Raw genomic sequence first — 19,018 nt, forward strand, 5'->3', positions numbered from 1 at the left:
GGTCGGTCAGGAGCGGCGCAGACGTGCTGCGACTCCCAGGGCGGCCGCACCGGTCAGCGCGGCCGCACCCGCGCTGGTCGCCCAGCGGGCGGCGCGGGACGGAGGGTCGGTGCGGCGGGCCGGCCGTTCGGGGTGATCGGCGGGCAGATTGCCGTCGAGGCCGAGGGACAGGGCCTCGGCGAGGTGCAGGGCGCGGCGTCCGGTGTCGCCCTGCTCGATCTGGGTACGGCAGCTGAAGCCGTCGGCGAGCACCAGGTCGCCGGGAGGGGCGGCCCGGACGGCGGGCAGTACGCCCAACTCGCCCACCGCCATGGAAACTTCGTGGTGCCCGCGTTCGAAACCGAAGTTGCCGGCCAGTCCGCAACAGCCCTCGTCGAGGACGTCGGCGTCCAGACCGGCGCGGCGCATCAGCTCGCGGTCGGCGTCGAATCCCAGGACCGCGTGCTGGTGGCAGTGCGTCTGCACGGTCGCCCCACGGGACAGCCGGGGCGGGTTCCAGCCGTCGGGCGCGTGGTGCACGAGCTGCTCGGCGAAGGTGCGGGTCCGCTCGGCCAGCCGCCGTACGTCCTGGTCGTCGGGGAGCAGTTCGGGGCCGTCGGAGCGGAGGACGGCGGTGCAGGACGGTTCCAGGCCGATGACGGGGGTGCCCGCGTCGAGGTAGGGCCTCAGGATCCGCAGGGTGCGGCGCAACACCCTCTTCGCGATCGCCGGTTGACCGGTGGAGATCCAGGTCAGTCCGCAGCAGACGGGCGCCTCGGGCACGGCGACACGGAAACCGGCGTCCTCCAGGAGCCGTGCCGCGGAGATCGCCACGAACGGGTGGAAGTGGTCGCTGAAGGTGTCCGGCCACAGCAGCACGGTCGCCGGGTCCGCCGGGTCGGGCGGCTCGGTGCCGAGGGCACGCCACCACCGTACGAAGTTCCGCTCGGCGAAGACCGGGGGCTGGCGGGCGGGATCCACGCCCGCCAGCCGCCGCCCGGCCCGGCCGAGGCCCGGGGCGCGCAGGAGACCGTTCGCCAAGTGGGGTGCGCGCTCGGCCAGTTGAGCCCACAGTGGCAGCCAGCCCATCGAGTAGTGGGCGGCCGGGCGGAGGCGCCCCGCGTAGTGGTGGGCGAGGAACTCGGCCTTGTAGGTGGCCATGTCCACACCCGTCGGGCAGTCCGACTTGCAGCCCTTGCAGGCCAGGCAGAGGTCGAGGGCGTCGCGTACCTCGGTCGAGCGCCAGCCGTCGCTGACCACCGGCTCGGGATGCCCGTCGAGCATCTCGAACAGCAGCCGGGCGCGGCCGCGCGTGGAGTGCTCCTCCTCCAGGGTTGCCCGGTAGGAGGGGCACATCACCCCGCCCTGCTGCGAACGGCAGTTGCCGATGCCCACGCACCGCAGCACCGCGCGGGTGAAGGAGTGCTCGTCCTCCGGATACCCGAAGTGGGTGCGCGACGTCGCCGGGCGCCAGGAGGGGCCCAGACGCAGCTGCCCGTCGACCGGGTTCGGGTCGATGACCTTGCCCGGATTCATCAGGTCGCCGGGGTCGAACAGCGACTTCAGCTCCCGGAACGCGGCCACGAGCCGTTCGCCGTACATACGGGTCAGCAGCTCGCCCCTGGCCTGGCCGTCACCGTGCTCGCCGGACAGCGAGCCGCCGTAGGAGGCCACGAGGTCCGCGGCCCGCTCCAGGAAGCGGCGGAAGTCCGCCACACCGGTGGCCGAGGTCAGTCCGAAGGGGATCCGGGTGTGCACACACCCCTGCCCGAAGTGGCCGTACAGGGACGGGTGGCCGTAGTCGAACTCCGCGAACAGCCGCTTCAGGTCGCGCAGATAGTCGCCCAGCCGGTCGGGCGGTACGGCGGAGTCCTCCCAGCCCTCCCACGTCTCCCGGTCGTCGGGCGGGCGCGCGGTCACCCCGAGCCCGGCCTCCCGGGCCTTGAGCATCCGCTGCTCGCGTTCCGGGTCGTCGGAGAAGGCGACCGAGTCGTCCTGCTCGGCGCGGCCGACGGCCGCCAGCAACGCGTACGCCTGCTCGTCGACGTCCTCCCGGCTGTCCCCACTGAACTGCAGGAGTAGCCAGCTGTCACCCTCCGGAAGGGTGCCGAGGGAGTCGAGATAGGCGTGCTCCTCGCGCATCAGCTGGGCCATCCGCCCGTCGAGGGCCTCCAGCTGGGTGGGGGAGCAGTGCTCCAGCAGGCGCGGTACGTCGTCGGCGGCCCGGCAGATGTCGTCGTAGCCGAGGACCAGCAGCGACTGGAACGCGGGGACCGGGACCAGGTCGAGTTCGGCATGCAGGACGGTGACCAGGGTGCCCTCGCTGCCGACCAGGGCGCGGGCGACGTCGAAGCCGTTCTCCGGCAGCAGTGAGTCGAGGTTGTAGCCGGAGACCCGGCGCGGCAGCTTGGGGTAGCCACGCCGGATGTCCCCCATGTACTCGGTGACGAGGCGATCCAGCCCGGCGTGGATCTCGGCCCCACGGCCTCCGGCGGCGGCGATCCGCGCCCGCTCCGCCGCCGACGTGGGCCCCACCCACATGCGCAGGCCGTCCGCGGTGAGCACCTCCAGCCGGCGCACGTTGTCCACCGTCTTGCCGTACGCCTGCGCGGACGCCCCGCACGCGTTGTTGCCGACCATCCCGCCCAGGGAGCAGTGGCTGTGCGTCGAGGGCCTCGGCCCGAACTGCAGGTCGTGGCCGGCGAGTTGCCGGTCGAGCTCGTCGAGGACGATGCCCGGCTCCACGACACAGGTACGGGCCTCGGGGTCGACGGAGACCAGCGCGTTGCAGTGCTTGCTCCAGTCGATCACCACGCCCGCGTTCGTCGCCTGCCCGGCCAGGCTCGTGCCACCGCCCCGGGAAGTGACCGGGACGCCGTGCCGGGCACACACCTCCACGACGCGGGCACCGGCGTCGACGGTCCGCGGCACCACGACGCCGAGCGGGACCTGCCGGTAGTTCGAGGCGTCGGTCGAGTAGGCGGCCCTGCTGCCGGCGTCGAAGCGGACCTCCGCGTCGGCCTCGGCCAGCAGCGCGGGCACCAGACCAGCGGGAGGTGCTCCGAGGGCGCGCTTGCTCATCGTCTGCCTCCGGGCGCGTACGGGGAGTGTCCGGTGCGGCCACCCGGGTACCCCGGTGCGGGGCGGGTAACGGCGGAAGGGCCTGGATTACGGTTCGGTCAGCTCCTGACGGCCGCCTGGTAGTCGCTGATGACGTAAAGGGCCTCGTCGTCGATCGCGTTCTCCTCCCAGTCCAGGGAGATCCGCACCGGGCGCCCGTCGGCCGCGTACTCCGCCTCGACCTTGTCCGCGTCGTCCCGCCGTGCCTGTTCCATCTCGCCGAGGAGCTCCCCGATGGTCGGCACAGCGTCGGGGACGTCCTCCACCAGGCGTAGCCCGTTCTCGTCGAGCCCCACAGCCTTGACCACGGCGCTGTCGCGCACGCTGATCCGGATGGTGCCGAGCAACATCCGCTCCCCTCCGCTGGATTGGAGCGTGTAGGTGTAGGAGCCGGGCTCCTCCCACCGGGGCCGGCTCTCCTCTCGCGTGCCGTTCGTCCCGGTCCCGCAGGCGGGGACCGCGCAGAGCAGCCCCCCGATCAGTACGGCCCGGGACACGGCACGGGCGGTGAGACGTACGGCGGTCATAACGGCGGTCCCTTCCACATCGGTTACCGCTATGACGCCGGTCACCCACTGAACGTTCGGGCCACTCTCCGTGATTTGGACGTGCCCTTCTCGTGCGCTGCATCAGCCCTGTACGGGCGTTAACCGCCGCTTCGCAACAGTGGCATTACCCGCCTCACCAGGGAAAACACCAGAAGGGAAGAGTGCCATGGGCAGTGTCTCGCGACCGCAGCGCCGAGCCATTCTCACCGGAGGGCTCGTGGCCTCCGCGGCCGTGATCACCGGCTGTTCGTCGAAGTCTGACGGCAACTCGCCGTCGAAGGCGACGGTCGTGGGCGCGGCGGCGACTCCGTCACCGTCCGCCGTCGAAGCACCCCCCACCACGGCCCGTGGCGCGTACGCGCGGCTGCTGGAGGGCAACAAGCGCTGGGTGGCCGGCGCGCTCCAGCGCCCCAACCAGGGTGTCGACCGGCGCGAGTCCGTCGCCGCCGAGCAGGACCCGTACGGCGTCATAGTGTCGTGCATCGACTCCCGGGTGCCGCCGGAGATGGTCTTCGACACCGGCCTCGGCGACCTGTTCGTGATGCGCACCGGCGGTCAGGTGGTGGCACCGGTGGTCACCGGTTCCGTCGAGTACGGTCCGGTGACGTCGGGAACCCCGCTGATCCTCGTCCTCGGACACCAGAGCTGCGGTGCGGTCAAGGCGGCGTACAAGGCACTGAAGGACCGCAAGCCGCTGCCGGGCAACCTGCAGTCGATCGTCGAGACGCTGCGCCCGGCGTACGAGGCGGTGTCCAAGGAGAAGCACGCCGACCCCGTCGACGCCATGATCCGCGTCCACGCCCAGCAGACCGCCGCCGAACTGCGCAGAAGCGCCAATCTCGCCCCGCTCGTGAAGAAGGGCGACCTGGCCGTCGTCAGCGCCTACTACTCGCTCGACACCGGCCGGGTGGAGGTCCTCTCCGGGGCGCCTGCCGCGTGACGAGGAGGATGACCGGCTGCTGTTGGGGGCGGCCGGTCTACGCCTCCTCCCGCCCCGCCTCCGTGGCGAGATCCGGCAGCAGATGGCACAGCGCCTCCCGCTGCTCCGCCCCCACGAAGCGCGCGAGGGCCGCCTTGACCGTCTCGCGGAGGGCCTCGGAGGACTCCTTCAGCAGCCGGCGCGCCTTCTCCGTCAGGGCCACCTCGACGCCCCGCTTGTCCCCGCAGGCCGACTTGCGGGTGACGAGGCCGGCGTGCTGGAGGCAGGCGATCTGGTAGGTGAGCCGGGTCTTGGGGCGGCCGAGGAGCTCCGCGATCCGGGTCATGCGCAGGCTGCCCGCAGGGGGCTGCTCGGCCAGCAGGCACAGGATGAGGAACTCGTCGTGGGAGACGTCCAGCCGCTCCTTGACGACGGTCCGCAGCTGCTGCTCCACGGCCCCCGTCGCGGCCAGCAGCAGCATCCACCCGCGCAGCTCGGGCGGCAGCAGCCCGCCGCCCTGGGCGGAGGGGCATTCGAGCTGGTCGGCGGGGTGTTCCTGGGCGGCGGACATGGCTCGATTCTACCTGTCGTTCATTCAGTTTTGGATTATGGGCTAGCGTGCCGTCATCGCAGTCATCCAAATTTGAACGACAGCCCAGGAGGCCGATCATGACCGTCGCCGTGGAAACAGGCCTGTGGCAGCTCGACCCCGCCGCCACCACCGTCACCGTCCGGCACCGGACCATGTGGGGCCTGGTCAACGTGAAGGGCACCTTCGCCGCGGTCACCGGCAACGGCGAGGTCCGTCCCGACGGCTCCGCCGTGGGCACGATCACCCTGGACGTCGCCTCCTTCGACACCGGCAACGCCAAGCGCGACGAGCACCTGCGCTCCGCCGACTTCTTCGACGCCGGCAACCACCCCGAGATCACCTTCTCGGTCCGCAGCGCCGAACTCCGCGACGGCGACAGCGTGCACGTCGTCGGTCAGCTCACCGCCCGCGGCATCAGCCGCCCCAAGTCCTTCACCGCCCGCCTCGTCGGCGCGGACGCCGAAGCGCTCACCCTGGACGCCGAGTTCACCGTGGACCGCGAGCAGTTCGGCATGGGCTGGAACCAGCTCGGCATGATGCGCGGCCACGCCACGGTCGCCGCCACGCTCCGCTTCACCCGGACCGCGGCAGCCTGACGTCGGCGCTCGACAGCGTCTGCGGTACGGCCGTGAAGGCCCGCAGCCGGATCCGCACGCCCGGACGGGGCAGCGGGAACCGCCCTGCGGGCGGCCGGAGTTCATAGCGCGCCGTCGCGTGCGCGGGCAGCGTGGCCGGGCCCCGTACGACCGTCCAGTACGCGTTCATGCCCTGGCCCGTGGTGAGCGTGAAGTGGGGGGAGAGCGCGGCGGCGCCCCTGTTGACGACCTCGACCTCCAGGCGGGACAAGGCAGTCGGCGTCGACCGGCGCACCGACGTCACCCGCATGCCCAGCGGGGGCGTCCCCGCCGCCGCCCAGGCCACGCTCGCCAGGGCCGGGGTGAGCAGCAGCGCGGCCGCCACGATCCGTGCCGTCCTCCCGGCGAGCACCCGCGGGCGCGGCTGCCAGGCCGCGGCGAACTCCGACGCCGGCGTGGTCACGGCCGCCGCCAGCCACAGCGGCGTCATCATCAGGTAGTAGCCGTCCTGCGACCGGGTCGCCACGAAGAACGCGCACCACGGCAGCACCGTCGCGGCGGGCCCCAACCGCCGTACGAACAGCACGAACAGCGCGAGCAGCCCCGCCGCCAGCAGCATGCTCGCGTGGGAGTACCAGTCGAGCCGGTCGCTGCCGTCGGTGAAGTACAGCGAGATGCCGACCACGCCCTGCCCGTGGATCACCGCCCCCTGCGTCAACGGCAGCGCTATGCCCCGGATCCAGGTGCCCGGCTCGCTCACCACGAAATACGTGTTGACCAGCAGCCACACGACCCCGGCCGCTCCGGCGAACCTCGCCGCCACCAGCGCCGCCGCCCGCGCGCCCAGCTCGCCGCGCCGCACGGCGTAGATCCCGGCCAGCAGGAACGGCGCCACGAACCACGGCAGTTGCTGCGTCGCGCACGCCGCCCCCAGACACGCCGCCCGCGCCAGCCCGCCCGAGCCGAGCCGCCCACCCCGCCCGATCCGCGGCCACCGCACCACCACCGGCACCAGCAGGGCCAGCGCCACGATCGCCGGATAGCCGAGGCGGCCGTACGACGGCAGGAACCCGAAGCCGAGACACGCCATGGTCGCCGCCGACCGCCACGGCGTGGGCAGCGTCCGCCACAGGGCGACGGCCCCGACGACGAGGGCCGCCGTACTCACCGCGGTCGCGGGCGTGCCCCCGTGCCCCAGCCACAGCAGCGGGGCCGTCAGCAGCGGGGCCAGGGGCGGATAGCCGTAGGTGAAGTCGTAGCCGCCCGTGACCGTCGGGGTGAGCGCGACGCCGTGACCGAAGAGCCAGGGCCAGGGCTGTCCGTAGACCGGGTGCCCGGCGACCAGTTCACGGGCGGCCTGAGTGGTGAGGATCGCCTCGTCGCTGCCCGCGTGGTTCATCGCCCACGCGCAGAGGGTCAGTGTCACGGCGGTCACCAGCACACACAGATCCAGCCGCGCCAGCGACCTCGCCCGCCGTACGACCAGCGCCAGCACTCCGCAGACCAGGATCGAGGCGTAGCACGCCGTGATGGCGGCGGCCACCACGAGACGGTGGCTCGCCGCCTGCGTCCAGATCGCACGCGTGCCGATGAAGAGGCTGATGTCCGCCAGGAGCGTCAGGACGCGGTGCCACTGGGCGGGGGGTTCCGGGGCGGCGGGCGCCGCCGATCGTGTCCGAAGGGCGGGCGTCTCCAGCCGCTGTTCTGCCGACTGCACGGCACCCGACCGTAATCAGGCCTGGTGAGCGGGGTGCCGCCGGAGGTGAAGAGTCCGGTGTGAGGCAGGTGAGAACAGGCCTCGCGAGGGCGGTCAGTAGACGTCCCGCACGTACCGCTTCGCCGCCGCCAGCTGCTTCACGTACGCCGACGCCTCGGCCTCCGCCAGCCCGCCGTGCGTGACCGCGATGTCCCTCAGCGCCTGGTCCACGTCCTTGGCCATGCGCGAGGCGTCCCCGCAGACGTAGAAGTGGGCGCCGTCCTGCAGCCAGCGCCACAGCTCCGGGCCGTGTTCGCGCATCCGGTCCTGGACGTACACCTTGTTGCGCTGGTCACGGGAGAAGGCCGTGTCGAGGCGGGCGAGCGTGCCCTCGTCGAGCAGCGCGGTCAGCTCGTCCTCGTAGTAGAAGTCGCTGGCCCGGTGCTGCTCCCCGAAGAACAGCCAGTTGGGCGCCCGGTGGCCGAGCGCGCGCCGCTCCTGCAGGAAACCGACGAAGGGCGCGACACCTGTGCCGGGGCCGACCATCACCATCGGCGTCGAGGCGTCCGCGGGCGGCCGGAAGTGCGGGGAGCGCTGCACGAAGACCGGCACCTCGGTGCCCGCCTCGGCGTCGGCGAGGAACGGCGAGCAGACGCCTCCACGCGCCCGGCCCCGCAGGTTCTCGTACCGCACGACGGAGACCGTCAGCGAGACGCTGTGCGGGTCGACGAGCGGGCTGGACGATATCGAGTACAGACGCGGCTGGAGCTTCTTGAGCACCCCGGCCCAGTCCTCGGCGCCCGCCCGCACCGGGTGCTCGGCGAGGACGTCCACGGCCTGCCGCCCCCAACTCCACTGAGCCAGCCCGTCCTTGTTGTCGGGCCGCAGCAGCCGGCGCAGCTCCCGGTCGTCGCGGACGCGTTCGGCGACGAAGCGGAGCAGGTCCGGGGTGATCTTCGTGATGTCGAGATGCCGGTGCAGGGCCTCGCCGAAGGGGACTTCACCGACGCCGTCCAGCTCCACGGCGGTCGCCCCGTCCACGCCGGTCACCGCCAGCCATTCCTCCACCAGCGCGGGCGAGTTGACCGGCCGCACGCCGAGCGCGTCGCCCGTCTCGTACGTGAGCGGGGTCCCGCTCGTGTCGAAGGTGAAGCGCCGCACCTCCTTGCCCGCACCGGGCAGGCTGAGCAGCCGGTTGCCGACGAGGCGGGCGGTGGTGGGGGCGGGCTTGGCGGGACGCGCGGCGGGCTTGGCCTTCGGTTTCTCGACGGCGGGGGCGTCGGTACCGGCCAGCGCCGTGAGGACCTGGTCGAGCCACGCCCCCGCGGACGGCTCGTAGTCCGGTTCGCAGTCCGTGCGGGGAGCCAGGCGCACCGCGCCGAGTTCGTCCAGCCGTGCGTCGAGCCGGCGTCCGTGTCCGCAGAAGTCGTCGTACGACGAGTCGCCGAAGGCGAGCACGGCGTACCGCACCCCGTCCAGCCGCGGAGCCTGCTCGGCGGACAGGGTGTCCCAGAGGCCGGACCCGTTGTCGGGCGCGTCACCGTCGCCGAACGTGCTGGTGATGAAGAGCAGGTCGGCCGTGCGGGCGAGGGTGCCGACGTCGGCCTCGTCCATGCCGACCAGCGTGGTCCGGTGCCCGGCCGCGCCCAGCCGCTCGACGGTGCTGGTGGCGAAGTCCTCGGCGTTGCCGGTCTGCGAGGCCCACAGCACGACGACCTCGCGGCCGGGCAGGCGCACCGCGGCGGGCTCGATCGCCGATCGCGAGTACATCCCGGCGAGCACGCCGTTGACCCACATCGCGTGCTCGGGGCTGAAGGGCGCGTCCGGCGGCAGGACGGGGATGCCGGGCGCGCCGGTCTCGATGCCGGCGAGGAAGCCGGTCAGATAGAGGCGTTCCTGCGCGGTCAGGACGGGCGGCGGGGTGGGATCGAGCCCGAAGGGGTTGGCGCCCGGCGTGACCGCGGTCGGGACGATCACCTCGGCGGGCTCCACCGATGCCGGCTCGTTGACCTTGGCCAGCGATACGGCGCACACCTTGAACTCGGGCTGGAAGGAGATCGGATCCACCGCGTCGCTGGTCACCGCGTTGACGCTCAGATACTCCCCGAACAGGTCGTTCCAGTGGAACGGCGCGAAACAGCCCCCCGGCCGCACCCGCTCGGTCACGACGGCCGGCAGCACGGCCCGCCCCCGCCGCGAGGCGACCTCCACCCGGTCCCCGTCGGCGATCCCCAGCGCACGCGCGTCCTCGGGATGCACCTCCACGAACGGCCCCGGATTCAGCTTGTTGAGCTTGGCGACCTTCCCCGTCTTGGTCAGCGTGTGCCACTGGTGCTGCACCCGCCCGGTGTTCAGTACGAAGGGATAGTCGTCGTCCGGCAGCTCGGCGGCCGGCATGTGCGGCCGCGCGTGGAAGACGGCCCGCCCGCTCGCGGTCGGGAACCGCAGCCCGCCGTCCGCCTCCACGTACCGGATCGGATTGCGCTCGGGCCCCTCCACCTCGGCGGCAGGCCACTGCACGGGCGTGTCCCGCAGCCGCTCGTACGTCACCCCGCGCAGATCCCAGCCGGTCACCGGGTTCCAGGCCCGCCGTATCTCCTCGAAGACGTCCTCGGCACTGTCGTACGAGAAGCCCTTCTCGTACCCCATCGCACACGCGACGGCCGCGATGATCCGCCAGTCCGCCATCGCCTCGCCCGGCGGGTCGGCCACCGGCCGGGTCAGCGTGAGATTGCGCTCGCTGTTGACGAAGACGCCCTCGCCCTCGGTCCACATCGCGCCGGGCAGCACCACGTCGGCGTACGCGTTGGTCTCGGTCTCACCGAAGACGTCCTGTGTGACGACGAACTCGGCGGCCTCCAGCCCCTCGATGACCGTACGGCGGTTGGCGACCGAGGCGACGGGGTTGGTGCAGATGATCCAGCAGGCCTTGATCTCCCCGTCGGCCATCTTCTGGAACATCTCGACGGTGCCCTTGCCGACCCCGTCGGCGCGCAGGGTGCCCGGCGGCAGCTCCCACAGCTCCTCGACGAAGGCCCGCTCGGCGTCCACGGCGACCGACCGCTGCCCCGGCAGCCCCGGCCCCATGTACCCCATCTCGCGCCCGCCCATCGCGTTGGGCTGCCCCGTCAGGGAGAAGGGACCGGAGCCCGGCCGGCAGATGGCCCCGGTGGCCAGATGCAGGTTGACCAGGGCGTTCGTGTTCCAGGTGCCGTGCGTGGACTGGTTGAGCCCCATCGTCCAGCAGCTCATCCACTCGCCGGCCTCGCCGATCAGCCGGGCGGCGGTGCGCAGGTCGTTCTCGTCGATGCCCGTGATCTCGGCGACGGCGGCCGGCGCGTAGTCGGCGAGGAACTCGGGCATCGCCTCCCAGCCCTCGGTGCGGGCGGCGATGAAGTCGGGGTCGGTGTGGCCGTTCTCGACGAGAAGATGCAGCAGGCCGTTGAGCAGCGCGAGGTCCGTCCCCGGCTTGACCTGCAGGAACAGGTCGGCCTTTGCGGCGGTGGCAGTGCGTCGAGGATCGACCACGATCAGCTTCGCGCCCGCCTTGACCCGCTCCATCATCCGCAGGAAGAGGATGGGATGGCAGTCGGCCATGTTCGAGCCGATGACGAGAAAGACGTCGGCGTGGTCGAAGTCCTCGTACGACCCGGGCGGCCCGTCGGCACCGAGGGACAGCTTGTAACCCATGCCCGCGCTCGCCATGCACAGCCGCGAGTTCGACTCGATCTGGTTCGTCCGCACGAACCCCTTGGCCAGCTTGTTGGACAGGTACTGGGCCTCCAGGCTCATCTGCCCGGAGACATAGAAGGCGACCGCGTCCGGCCCGTGCTCGTCGATGATCGCGCGCAGCCGGCGGGCGGTCTCGGCGATGGCGACGTTCATCGGCGCGGGCACCGGCTCCTCGCCCCGGTCGCCCCTGACCAGCGCGGTCGTCAGCCGCCCGGGCGCGGCCAGCATCTCCGCGGTCGTCGCGCCCTTCGTGCACAGCCGGCCCGCGTTCGCCGGATGCGCCTTGTCGCCGGAGGCCTTCAGGACCGTACGCCGACCGTCGGGCCCCATCCCGACGTCCAGCAGGATTCCGCAGCCGACCCCGCAGTACGTGCAGACCGTCCTGACCTGAGTCGTGGAGGTGGTCGAGGTCACGTGCTGCCCTTCTCCGGCGGTCGGGGTGGTGCCCCGAGCGTACGAATTGCCCGTTACGTCGATGTCACATCCCTTGATCATGAGGAGTTACGTCGGCCACACAGCCGCCCGCGGACGGATGTGAGGGGCGCGGGCGGCGCGATGTGCGGCGTGTGAGGCGGTCGCGCACCGTGTCGCTGTTGGGCCGAACGGGTGACTTGGCGTAAGAATTGGCAGGTGCAGGCAATGAAGGCGAGTCAGGGCGGGGGGAGCCGGTGAACAGCCACGACGTCACCGATGAACAGTGGGAGGGGCTCGCCCAGGTGGTGCCGCTGCGCGGCCGCGACGCCTGGCCGTCAGCGGTGGATCACCGTGCGATGCCGGAAGCGGCGACCGAGCCGCGTCGCCGTTTCGTCGTCCTGCGGGTCAACGTGTTCGGGGACGCCCGTGAGGTCGCCGAGACGCTGATGGCGGGTATTCCGGTGCTGCTGGACCTGACTGGGGCGGAGAACGACGTCGCCAAGCGGGTGCTGGACTTCAGCACGGGCGTTGTCTTCGGGCTGGGGAGCGGGATGCACCGGGTGGACCGGAACGTGTTCCTGCTCACCCCTCCGGGGACCGAGGTGAGCGGGCTGATGGAGGGTGCGGGAGTGCCCGGCACATGAGCCGGCCGGGCCGGGTGATCCCTCGATCGTAGGAAGGGCCCCGCGGTGGAACGGTTCGTCTGACGGCGACGGTCCTACGGTCCGGGAATGACCCTGTCATCTGCGTCTGGTGCCGTTTCCCCGCCGTCTCAGGAAGGCCGTGCGGTCTCGCCGCCGTCGCCGGAACGCCCTGGTGGTGAGTCGTCCGCGGTGCGCTCCGGCCGGTCCCACCTCACCGAGCTGCGGCTGTCCGCGTTCGCCGGGCATCGGCGGGTGGTGTTGCCGCTGGGGCCGTTCACGCTCTTCGCGGGGCCGAGCGGATGCGGGAAGTCGAGTGCGTTACGGGCGTACGAGGCGCTGGCGCGGCTCGCCGGCGGTGCCGGGGTCGATGAGGCGTTCCCCGATCCGGTCGGCTGTGTGCCCGAACGGGCCCGGCCGGATGCCCAGCGCCGGCGGGGCTTCCGGATCGGCTGCACCGCCGACGGTCCCGAGGGGCCGGTCCGGCTCGATGTCGCGGTCCAGGCCGAGCCCGAACTGCGCATCGTGGGGGAGCGGTTGAGCGCCAACGGCGTGGTGCTGCTGGAGACGGCCCTGCGCGATCCCAGCCGGCCCTGGGTGCAGGCCGCCTGGCACACCGCAGGTCAGTCGCCGGTGACCCGGGCACCCCTGCCCGACGACCGGCTCGGCACGGCGCTGCTGCCGCTGCGCGTGGCGGGCAAGACGGACGGGCAGCGGCGCGTGCTCGCCGCCGCGGAGCAGATGGTCGTGGCCCTGCGGTCGGTCTTCGCCTGCGATCCGCGGCCCGACCGGATGCGCGGCCGGGTGCCGGTCGGGTCCGGTCGCCTCATGAGCGGCTGCGACAACCTCGCGGAGGTGCTGTGGCGGACCCGCGTCGAATGCGGGCGGCGGCATGCCCGGTTGGTGGCAGCGGTGCGGGCGCGGTGTGCCGGGCCGGTGGCGGATGTGGCCGCGGAGGTGCTGGCGGACGGGACGGTGCGGGCGGTCCTCGACCGCGGGGACGGGACGCGGACGGAGCTCGGCCGGCTGGGCGACGGTGAGCTGCGGTATCTCGCGCTGTCGCTGGTGCTGCTGACCGGGCCCGGGGTGCTGGAGGTCGACCCGGCCGGCGAGGTGCCGGAGGCCATGCAGACGTTGACCGTGCTCGCCGACGGGCTGGATCGGGGACTGGATCCCGGGCAGCGCGCGGAGGTGGTGCGGCTGGCGGCGCTGATGTGCGAGCGCGGGCACATCCGGGTCGTCGGGGCGGTGAGCGACGCTTCGGGGGTGGCGGAGGTGGACGGGGTGACGGTGGTACACCTGGAGCCGTGACCGAACCTCTTGACGTGCCCAAGCTGCAGCGCAGGCTGGCCGAGTTCGCCGCCGCGCGCAACTGGCAGCCGTATCACACGCCGAAGAACCTCGTCGCGGCGCTGAGCGTCGAGGCGTCCGAACTGGTGGAGATCTTCCAGTGGTTGACGCCGGAGGAGTCGGCACGGGTCATGGACGACGCGGAGACCGCGGAGCGGGTGACGGACGAGGTCGCGGATGTCCTGGCGTATCTGCTGCAGCTCTGCGAGGTGCTCGGGATCGACCCGCTGGCGGCGCTCGACGCGAAGATCGACCGGAACGAGCGGCGGTTCCCGGCGCCACAGGACGATGGATGATCCACGTCCACTTTCACTCTCCGTGTTCAATTCAACGTCTGTAGCCGAAAAGTTGTCCGCAGATTTCCGTCTTCCTCTGGCTTTTCGTCTCAGAGCCCTTCACTCTGGGTAGTGGACAAGGGAGTTCGGGCGGACGCGTGGGCAGCGCGTCTCGACAGACGGGGACAGCGGATGGACGCGGTGCGGCTCATCGGGACGAGCAGGCGTGCGCTGGCCGGTAGTGGGGGCGCGCCGGAGACCATGACCGAGGTGTGGCAGGCGCAGGCCCTGGCCCAGGCCATAGGGAGTCGGCTGGCGGTCTTCGGCCCACCTGAACTGCGCGGCGAGGCACTGGGGTTGACGGAGCTGGCGGGACGCGGCTGCGGGGTCCTGGACGCTCCGGAACTGGCGGAGGGCGACTTGCGCGCAGCCCAGCTCACGGAGTTGGGGGACGCACGACAGGCACTGATGCACCTGGGGAGCCTGCTCGGCGAGGTGGGCATCGCCCTGGTGGGCGTCGCCAGCGCGGCGGACGACGAGACGACCTATTGGCAGTGCATGGAGGCGATCGACGCGGCGGACGAGTCCCGGGACCGGGTGGTGGAGATGCTCCGAAGACTGGCGGACCGGGATCAGGTGCTGGCGGAGAGGGAGGCGGGCTGAGGCCTCGGTGCACTGGTGTCTCAGGGCAGGGTCAGGGGAGCTTCTGTTTGTCGGTGCGCTGCAACGCGCACATGATGTATCGAAACCCTTGGTCCCAGGAATCCTCCGGCAGGTACCAGGCGTCAAGGCCGTAGTCCTTGCTCTTCACCTCCGCTTGATAGGTGTTCGAGCAGAGCACGGGCGCTTCGTCGATCGCCTTCTTGAATCCCATGCCGTCGGGAGCCCTGACAAAACCTACGACCTCTTCGTCGTGCGGAGCATCGCAGTCGGCCAGGAAAGCGGAATAATAGGTCCTTTCCTTCCTCCAGTTCAGACAGTCGCCGACCGATATGTTCTGGAGGTAGACCTCTTCGCCGACGGCTCGGTAACCGCCTACCTCACCCTCGAGGGCGACGGTCTTGTTGAAGACCAGGCATGCGGTGTCGTGCACGCCGCGGTCCCATCCCTTCTCGCTCGGTACCAGTGAGAAGGGATGGGCGTCGGCGAGGCTGTCCACGGTCTCACGCAGCAGTGACTCGCAGCGTTCGGGCCCGTTCTGCTGGGCGTCTTCGAGGGAACTCGCCGCATCCTTCCTCACGACCTGCGCGTCCACTTCTTCGTGCTCCTTGACGCAGTCCACCAGGGCGAGGCGAGGAAGCCCTTTGAACTCGCCTTCGTCCCAGGCCGCCGAAACGCACTCGCCGGGCCGCAGTGCGCGGCTGAGCTCGACCTGGTCTCCGTACGGCATGCTCCCGGTGGGAGTCGGCTGTTCCGCCTGGTCCTCCGACCCCCCGAGCAGCGCGGTCGCCGCCCATACGCCACCGCCGACGATCAGCACCGCAGCAGCCGTTACGGCGATGACGGTGGCTGTCGGCTTCTTCCCGGACGGTCTCGGTTCCCCGGCCGGCTCGACCACCGGTTCGCTCCGCGGACCCCTCCCGTCCTGCTGAGGAGCGGTCGGCGGAGGGCGATCGGCTGGGGAAGGCGCCGGCCGCTCCACCCGCTGTGTGGGCGGGTGGGTGTCCGGTGGGGCCTTCGCTGGGCCGTCCCCGGGAAGCCGTTCGAGAAGGACCGCCGCTTCGGTGCCGTTCATGCGCCGGGCCGGATCCTTTTGTAAAAGGCCGCGCAGGACAGGCTCCAGCTCCCCGGTCAGGTGCATTTCCCGGGGCTCCTCGAAGAGCAGCGCGGTCAGTGTGGAGACTTCCGTGTCACGGTCGAACGGCCCCTCCCCGACCACGGCGAAGTACAGTGTGGCGCCCAGTGAGAAGAGGTCGGACGCCAGGCTCGGAGGCGATCCGCGGGCCCTCTCCGGAGCCAGGAACCCGGGTGTGCCGATGATGCGGGAGTCGGCCGTGAGTCTGGGTTCTCCTGAGTCCGGGCGCAGCGCGATCCCGTAGTCGGTCAGAAGCACTCGGCCGATCCGGTACCTGCCCGGGGTCGTGGGGCGTGGCTCACGAGTGACCAGGATGTTGGCCGGTTTGACGTCCCGGTGGAGGATGCCGAGCCGGTGACCGGCTGTCAGCGCGTCCAGTACGCCGAGTCCGATCTGTGTGACCTCAGGCCTCGACAACGGCCCCTGGGCTCGCACGAGCTCATACAGGTCGACGGCTCCCGGGACATACTCCATGACGATCCACGGCAGGTTGTCCTCCTCGAAGACGTCGTGCACGGTGACCGCGTGCGGATGGCCGCGCAGGCTGGCGGCGAGTCGGGCTTCTCCGCGGACCCTCGCGATTCGAGCGGTCAGTTCCTGCTCGGACACACCCGGTGGCAAGGCCATTTCCTTGACGACCACTTCGCATGCCAGATCGAGATCGATGGCGAGCCAGACTCTCCCCATGCCGCCGGCGCCGAGCCTGCGGACCAGGCGATATCGCCTCGCGATGACGCGGCCGACGCCGTCATCCGTCGGTGACACAGCAGCACCTCCAAGGCGTTTCCGGCATACGGAAGGCCCACCGTCACCCCGAGAAAGCCACTATAAGGGTAGATTGCCTCTCAAAAATCCGCAAATAGAAGAATTCCGGACAGAATTCGCTACACTCGGTTGAGGAAGGGAGGTTGAATGAAGGGGGATTTCGCCTTGTGCCAGGTTGGAACGGGGGTGGCTGGAAGGAAAGCCGGAAGGAAATGCGCGGGAGTTGGGGCGCGACTATGGTTGGCGGCAGCCTGTATGGCCGCAGTGAACCTGGCGATTCGTGGCACGTGGATCGCGGCTGTTCATCCGGCCCCGTCCAGCGACTACGCCTGGTATTTCAACGCGGCAACCCGTCTCGCCGACGGCCTCGGTTATGTGCAGGGGAACGGGGAACCCACAGCGTACTGGCCCGTGGGATGGCCATTCACCCTCTCCGTGATTTTCCGGTTCACCGGCCCTTCGGTGGCAGCGGGGCTCGTTTTGCAGACGGTGCTCTCCGCGGTTACCGCCGCACTCGTCACGGTGCTCGCCCATCGGTTGACCGGCGAACTGCGGGTCGCGGTCGCCGCCGGTGTGGCGTACACGCTTCTGCCGTCCGGCTGGGCCTGGGATTCCCAACTGGGCTCGGAACAGACCTTCACCGTGCTTGTCGTCGCGATGCTGCTGGTGCTGGCCGGTGCGGAGGGCGCGTCGCGGTTCGCCGTGGCGGGTGCCCTGGCCGGACTCGCCTGCCTGGTTCGCCCGACCCTTCTCGTCTTCCCGGCAGCACTGCTCCTCATTGAGTTGCTGCGCCGGCGCGCCCTCCGCAGAGCGCTGCTCCACACCGTGGCGTTCACCCTGGCGATGTCGGTGGTCATCGCTCCGTGGACGTCGCGGAACGCGGTTGTGCTCGGCTCGCCGGTGCCGGTCTCGACCAACGGCGGCATCAACCTCTATCAGGGGACGCGGACCACATCCGGTTACTGGTGGTCGAGTGATCCGGCGGACAACCCATTGCTGCGCACCGACGACGAGGTGGTACGCGACCGGATGGGCACCGACCTGGCCTTCGAGTTCTGGTCGGAACATCCGGGCAGACTCGTGGCAGAGGCGCCGTCGAGGATCGCCGGGCTGTACAGCGGCAATGAGACCCCGTTCCGCTGGCTGCACATCCACGGGGACTGGTCGCCGGAAACCTACCGCCAATGGCAGCGGGCCGCCGACCTCGTGTACTGGGCGCTCATGGCGGTGGCCTGCGTGGGAGCCGTCGTACTGGGGCGCCGTAGACGGCAGGTGCTGTCACTGCTCGGTGGCTTCCTCGTGTTCTACACGGCGCTGTGGTGCCTCTTCCCGACCTGGGACCGCTTCCGCTTCCCTCTCATGCCGGTGTTCGCGGTCCTCGCGGGCTGCGGGTTCCTTTCGTCGCGCAACAGAGACACCTCGGCGAGCGCATCGGGCGACAGTCCCCGCCCGCGCAGCCGTGTCTAGTGCTCTGGCCGCATAGGTTCGCCGGGTCGGACGTCGTGGCGGTTGGATGTGCGATGACGTCCGCCCCGACCGCTGGAGGCGCGGTGGCCGAGCTCGTCCTTGTGTGCGGGCTGACCGACCAGGAGGGGCAGAAGCTGCAGCAGATCGTGCGCCGCGGCAGCACCAACTCGGTGCGCTACCGGCGCGCGATGATGCTGCCGGCTTCCGCCGACGGGAACCGCGCACCGGTGATCGCACAGCTGGTGCTCGCCGACGAGGACACCGTGCGGGATGTGATCCACCCGTTCAACGAGATCGGCCTGGCCTGCCTGGACCCTCGGTGGGCGGGAGGCCGTCCCCGCCTGCTCAGGCCTTCCGCAAACTCGCCGCCTACCTGCGGAAAATGCACGGTCGCGTCATCTGGATCGGCCGCGAGGCGTTAGGGTGCCTGCTCGCCCGCCGCGGCATCATCTTCCCGCGCGCCAAGACACTGATCGAAGCCCACTTTGGGTCGCTGCCCCAGGCGCAACGTCAGCGCCCGCCACCGCGACGCCCTGGCCGCCCGGCGCAAGGAACGCGCCCACATCCGATGCGAAAAGGGCATCGCTGGGGCGGACGCCCCCTCGCCACCGCGGCCTGAACGACCCGGCGAACCTACGCGGTCAGAGCACCAGTCGCGCCCGGCGGCGGCACCGGCAGCAGCGCGGCAGTGGCGTGCAACTCAGCCTGCCTCAACCGCGCCCACCCCACGAACGCGACCGGAACCTCAGCCGGCCTCCTCGTTCTGTGCCCGCCCGCGTCCAGGGCCTCCGGTCGACTGCAGATCCGCATCCAAGGCCGACAGGTCCGCGTTCAGCGCAGCCATCAGCTCCTCCATCTGCTGCAGCAGCCCCTTCGGCTGACCGGCACCGCCGGCCTGCTGCGGTGCGATTTCCTCGGACATGACGGCCTCCTCGGCCTCCGGCCCCGGGCAGAGAAGGGCCGACACGGTGACGCCCCGGCGGTCACGGGCCGGCGCGGGAGCCGGCCGTCCGGCTCCGCCCCAGCCAACGATCACCGTCGGGGGCGGTCACTGGCCCGGGCGAGGGGCGGCAACCGCATGGCGGGAATTCACTCGACCGGGGACACGAGGGGCGGGGGGACCGGTGCGGTCGGCCGGTGCGACGGCGTG

14 protein-coding genes and 1 pseudogene are annotated in these 19,018 nt (G+C 71.1%); 8 read left to right on the top strand and 7 right to left on the bottom strand.

From position 1 onward, the window contains the following. Positions 1–6: 6 nt before the first annotated feature. The gene (locus tag IF78_RS0110880; RefSeq protein ID WP_031480556.1) at positions 7–3,060 is read right to left on the bottom strand and encodes an FAD-binding and (Fe-S)-binding domain-containing protein; all 3,054 of its coding nucleotides are present in this window, start codon (positions 3,058–3,060) and stop codon (positions 7–9) included. Positions 3,061–3,158: 98 nt separating this feature from the next. Then, complete coding sequence (locus IF78_RS0110885; protein ID WP_031480554.1) at positions 3,159–3,626, bottom strand: DUF6174 domain-containing protein; 468 nt, start codon at positions 3,624–3,626, stop codon at positions 3,159–3,161. 187 nt (positions 3,627–3,813) lie between these two features. On the opposite strand from IF78_RS0110885, the gene IF78_RS43520 reads away from it, so the two are divergent. Continuing rightward, a complete protein-coding gene (locus IF78_RS43520) occupies positions 3,814–4,587 on the top strand; it encodes a carbonic anhydrase (protein WP_031480552.1) in 774 nt (257 codons plus the stop codon). 37 nt (positions 4,588–4,624) lie between these two features. Here IF78_RS43520 and IF78_RS0110895 read toward each other — a convergent pair whose 3' ends face one another. Then, the gene (locus IF78_RS0110895) at positions 4,625–5,137 is read right to left on the bottom strand and encodes a MarR family winged helix-turn-helix transcriptional regulator (protein ID WP_031480550.1); all 513 of its coding nucleotides are present in this window, start codon (positions 5,135–5,137) and stop codon (positions 4,625–4,627) included. A gap of 98 nt (positions 5,138–5,235) precedes the next feature. Here IF78_RS0110895 and IF78_RS0110900 point away from each other — a divergent pair, with 98 nt between their 5' ends. Beyond that, positions 5,236–5,754 carry a YceI family protein gene (locus IF78_RS0110900; RefSeq protein WP_031480548.1) on the top strand — a complete coding sequence of 173 codons (519 nt, stop codon included), beginning with the start codon at positions 5,236–5,238 and terminating at the stop codon, positions 5,752–5,754. Here IF78_RS0110900 and IF78_RS0110905 read toward each other — a convergent pair. Continuing rightward, positions 5,732–7,450: a hypothetical protein gene (locus IF78_RS0110905; RefSeq protein WP_425314609.1), complete on the bottom strand. Its 1,719-nt coding sequence runs from the start codon at positions 7,448–7,450 to the stop codon at positions 5,732–5,734. The genes IF78_RS0110900 and IF78_RS0110905 overlap by 23 nt on opposite strands. 93 nt (positions 7,451–7,543) lie before the next feature. Next, complete coding sequence (locus IF78_RS0110910) at positions 7,544–11,575, bottom strand: bifunctional nitrate reductase/sulfite reductase flavoprotein subunit alpha (protein WP_031480544.1); 4,032 nt, start codon at positions 11,573–11,575, stop codon at positions 7,544–7,546. A 254-nt stretch (positions 11,576–11,829) separates the two neighbouring features. Here IF78_RS0110910 and IF78_RS0110915 point away from each other — a divergent pair, with 254 nt between their 5' ends. From IF78_RS0110915 to IF78_RS0110930, 4 genes are all read left to right on the top strand, one after another. Beyond that, positions 11,830–12,219 (top strand): cell division protein SepF, encoded by a 390-nt coding sequence (locus IF78_RS0110915; RefSeq protein WP_031480542.1) that lies wholly within the window; start codon positions 11,830–11,832, stop codon positions 12,217–12,219. Between the two features lie 87 nt (positions 12,220–12,306). Continuing rightward, complete coding sequence (locus IF78_RS0110920) at positions 12,307–13,527, top strand: AAA family ATPase (RefSeq protein ID WP_031480540.1); 1,221 nt, start codon at positions 12,307–12,309, stop codon at positions 13,525–13,527. After that, positions 13,524–13,862, top strand: a complete 339-nt coding sequence (locus tag IF78_RS0110925) for a nucleotide pyrophosphohydrolase (protein WP_031480538.1) — start codon at positions 13,524–13,526, stop codon at positions 13,860–13,862. The genes IF78_RS0110920 and IF78_RS0110925 overlap by 4 nt, the downstream gene beginning before the upstream one ends. Before the next feature lie 171 nt (positions 13,863–14,033). Further along, positions 14,034–14,504: a DUF6099 family protein gene (locus IF78_RS0110930; RefSeq protein WP_031480536.1), complete on the top strand. Its 471-nt coding sequence runs from the start codon at positions 14,034–14,036 to the stop codon at positions 14,502–14,504. Between the two features lie 31 nt (positions 14,505–14,535). Here the strand turns inward: IF78_RS0110930 and IF78_RS0110935 are convergent, their stop codons facing one another. Continuing rightward, positions 14,536–16,401 carry a serine/threonine-protein kinase gene (locus tag IF78_RS0110935; protein WP_031498192.1) on the bottom strand — a complete coding sequence of 622 codons (1,866 nt, stop codon included), beginning with the start codon at positions 16,399–16,401 and terminating at the stop codon, positions 14,536–14,538. A 147-nt stretch (positions 16,402–16,548) separates the two neighbouring features. Between IF78_RS0110935 and IF78_RS0110940 the strand changes: the two genes are divergently transcribed. Then, complete coding sequence (locus IF78_RS0110940) at positions 16,549–17,868, top strand: glycosyltransferase family 39 protein (protein WP_078662394.1); 1,320 nt, start codon at positions 16,549–16,551, stop codon at positions 17,866–17,868. 83 nt (positions 17,869–17,951) lie between these two features. Continuing rightward, a pseudogene (locus IF78_RS45950) lies at positions 17,952–18,349 on the top strand (helix-turn-helix domain-containing protein); the annotation flags it as partial. Positions 18,350–18,613: 264 nt separating this feature from the next. Here IF78_RS45950 and IF78_RS48855 read toward each other — a convergent pair. Continuing rightward, a complete protein-coding gene (locus IF78_RS48855) occupies positions 18,614–18,790 on the bottom strand; it encodes a hypothetical protein (protein WP_167348311.1) in 177 nt (58 codons plus the stop codon). Between the last annotated feature and the right edge of the window lie 228 nt (positions 18,791–19,018).

It is taken from the genome of Streptomyces bicolor, from assembly GCF_000719285.1.
GTDB lineage: Bacteria > Actinomycetota > Actinomycetes > Streptomycetales > Streptomycetaceae > Streptomyces > Streptomyces bicolor.